We start from the raw sequence: 1252 nt of genomic DNA on the forward strand, positions 1-1252 counted from the left end.
GGACTAAAGTGCGTCCTGGCTGGGATTTACGGAGAGTTTCAATCGCCGCAATCAGAGATCCTGACTGTGCCACCGCCTGCTCCACTGTGCCAGCAGATACTCCGAGATGTTCGGCCAGCAAGTCAGTTCTAAATTCTGAAATGCGTCGGCGCAATTCTTCAGAATCTCCCGCTTCGAACGCGACATCACATTCCCGATCGAAGCGCATGGACCGATTGTTCATATTCGATGAGCCTACGCGGATAATCTCGTTGTCCACGATCATCAGCTTTGAATGAACGTAAATAGGCTGCTCGTGGGCAGTTGCCGGGTGATACATTCGGAAACGGCCATTGAGGTCATGCCGTCTCAGCGACTCACGCAATCGCGCTCGGGCGGTATCCATCGCCAGCGCACCCAGCCAGTTGTCCGAAGTGACAGGGTTGATCAGCACGATCTCCGGACCTTCAGGCTCTGCCAGCCGGCGCGCGACCGCCTGGGCTACCTTCCTTGACGCGAAATACTGGCTTTCCGCGTAGATCAGTGTGCGCGCGGCGGCGATCATGTCGACATAAAGCTTCTCGATTTCGATCACGCGGCTCTCGTCGATATGTGCCGGTTCCGTGCGGGCAATGGCCAGGTTGACCGAACCGAAGGAAAAACCGGAGCTTGGTCTGGTTTTCACTGACTCCTTTGCAGGAGTTCGAAATGCCTCTTTACCGCCCGCCCGCCGCCACCGCATGTGACAAAGTTCTCCCAAGGCACGCGCAGCCTCGCCTGTGAACATGCTGGAGGCATCGTGCCAGGGGCCGTAAAGCGAGCCGTTCGGCCGACGTCGCAGCGGATTTTCATCGAGATGGTCCCGCGTATCCCAGCGATCCAGGGTCACGTCGATACCGCCACAAAATGCTAGCTCGTCATCAACCACCAGCATCTTCTGGTGATGCGAACTTCCGATGGGATGTTTTCCGTCCAATTTGACGGAGATCCGCGGATGCCATTTCCATCTCAGGAGATAGGGGAGATTGGATGGCCGCATCCAACTTGCCAGGAGTGCAGGGCTCCAAAGCAAAATTCTGATCTGCAAATCAGGGTTATGTCGCGCCAACCAAATAATGAACTTGCCCACCTCGCGGGGGGCGCCGTCATCGACATCGGGCCTGCCGAGCGCTATGCCTGCGTCGAAATCCCAACCTACAAGGAATATGGAATGCCGCGCGGATCGCATCGCGTTGCGGATCGCGTTAAAATAATCGTCGGCGTCCACGATGAT

At 56.6% G+C, this 1252-nt stretch carries 1 protein-coding gene; it reads right to left on the minus strand.

The genetic code is table 11. The annotated features are described in order from the left end of the window. Positions 1–1252: phospholipase D-like domain-containing protein (locus ACOZKU_RS27855; RefSeq protein WP_421581619.1), on the minus strand; the 1252-nt coding region annotated here is incomplete at both ends.

Source organism: Shinella sp. M31, from assembly GCF_049199205.1.
GTDB lineage: Bacteria > Pseudomonadota > Alphaproteobacteria > Rhizobiales > Rhizobiaceae > Shinella.